Origin of the sequence: Nocardia higoensis NBRC 100133 (assembly GCF_000308595.1) — a bacterium.
Lineage (GTDB): Bacteria > Actinomycetota > Actinomycetes > Mycobacteriales > Mycobacteriaceae > Nocardia > Nocardia higoensis.
On the sequence record NZ_BAGA01000031.1, the window covers coordinates 1 to 1,446 of the forward strand.

The following is a 1,446-nucleotide window of genomic DNA, read 5'->3' on the forward strand; positions in this document are numbered from 1 at the left end:
CACTGTGGTTGACATGGCGCGCACGCTGAGCAGGTCGGAGGCGCTCGCTGTCGTGGAAGCCGCACTGAGCAGAGGTGTTTCGCCCGCGGCGCTGTTCGTCGAACTGGAGGCGCAACGTGGTCGCCGCGGAAGGGTGCAAGCGGACGAACTGGTGGAGATGGCGTCCGCGGCGGCCGGTGAGCTGGTCGAGGCCGCCGGTGTCACGACGGCATCGCCGGGGCCGGTTCCGGGCGGTGAACCGGCCGTCGGCGGCGATACGGCCGGTGCCGGTGTCCGGGCGGAGGAAGGGGCGCCGGCTCGCATCGGAATCGTGACGCGATCGGATCGAGCGCCTCGATGGCGGACGCGATGCGTGCCCGCCGGCGCCGCTGTCCGGAACCGGATTCGGGGCGAGGGCGCCCCGGCGGCCGGGGCGGTCCGATGAGGCCGCGATCAGTCCTCGTGCAGCCGCCCCTCCCGCAGTTGCCAGCGGCGGGTGGCGCTGACCGAGTCGAGCATCCGGCGGTCGTGGGTGACCAGCAGCAGGGTGCCGGTGAACGACTCGACGGCCTGCTCGAGTTGCTCGATGGCGGGCAGGTCGAGGTGGTTGGTCGGTTCGTCGAGCACCAGCAGGTTCACTCCTCTGGCCTGCAACAGCGCCAGCGCGGCGCGGGTGCGTTCGCCGGGGGAGAGGGTGTCGCACGGGCGAAGCACATGAGGGCCGCGCAGCCCGAATTTGGCCAGCAGGGTGCGGATCTCGGCGTCCGGCCGGTCCGGAATCTGCGCGCCGAACGTGTCGGCCAAGTGCCCGGACCCGCGGAACAGGCCGCGGGCCTGATCGACCTCGCCGATCTGCACGCCGGAGCCGAGGGTGGCTGCGCCGCTGTCGGGAGTGATCCGTCCCAGCAGGAGCCCGAGCAGCGTGGACTTGCCCGCACCGTTGGCGCCGGTGAGCACGATGCGATCGGCCCAGTCGATCCGGGTGCTCACCGGCCCGAGCCGGAAGTCTCCGCGCGTGACCACGGCGTCGGTCAGCGTGCTCACGACCGTGCCGCTGCGCGGGGCAGGCGCGATCTGCATCCGCAGCTCCCACTCCTTTCGCGGCTCCTCCACCACTTCCAGGCGCTCGATCCGGCGCTGGGTCTGGCGGGCCTTGGCGGCCTGCTTCTCGGTCGACTCGGCACGCATCTTCCGGCCTGCCTTGTCGGAGTCCGATTTCGCCTTGCGGCGCGCGTTGCGGACACCGTGCTCGAGCCAGTTGCGCTGCATCTGCGCCCTGGCCTCCAATCCGGACTTGGTGTCGGCGAACTCGTCGTAGGCCTCCCTGGCGTGTCGGCGGGCGATTTCACGCTCGGCGAGATAGGCCTCGTAACCGCCGTCGTACAGGCCGACCTGCTGCTGGGCCAGATCCAGCTCCACGATCCGGTTCACGGTGCGGGCCAGGAATTCCCGGTCGTGACTGATCAC

Annotated in this window: 1 protein-coding gene; it reads right to left on the reverse strand. The window is 71.1% G+C overall.

Going from position 1 to position 1,446, the window contains the following annotated elements; translation table 11 throughout:
- Positions 1–432: 432 nt before the first annotated feature.
- Positions 433–1,446 (reverse strand): ATP-binding cassette domain-containing protein (locus ON26_RS04055; protein WP_040794611.1); only part of this gene is annotated, 1,014 nt, incomplete at its 5' end.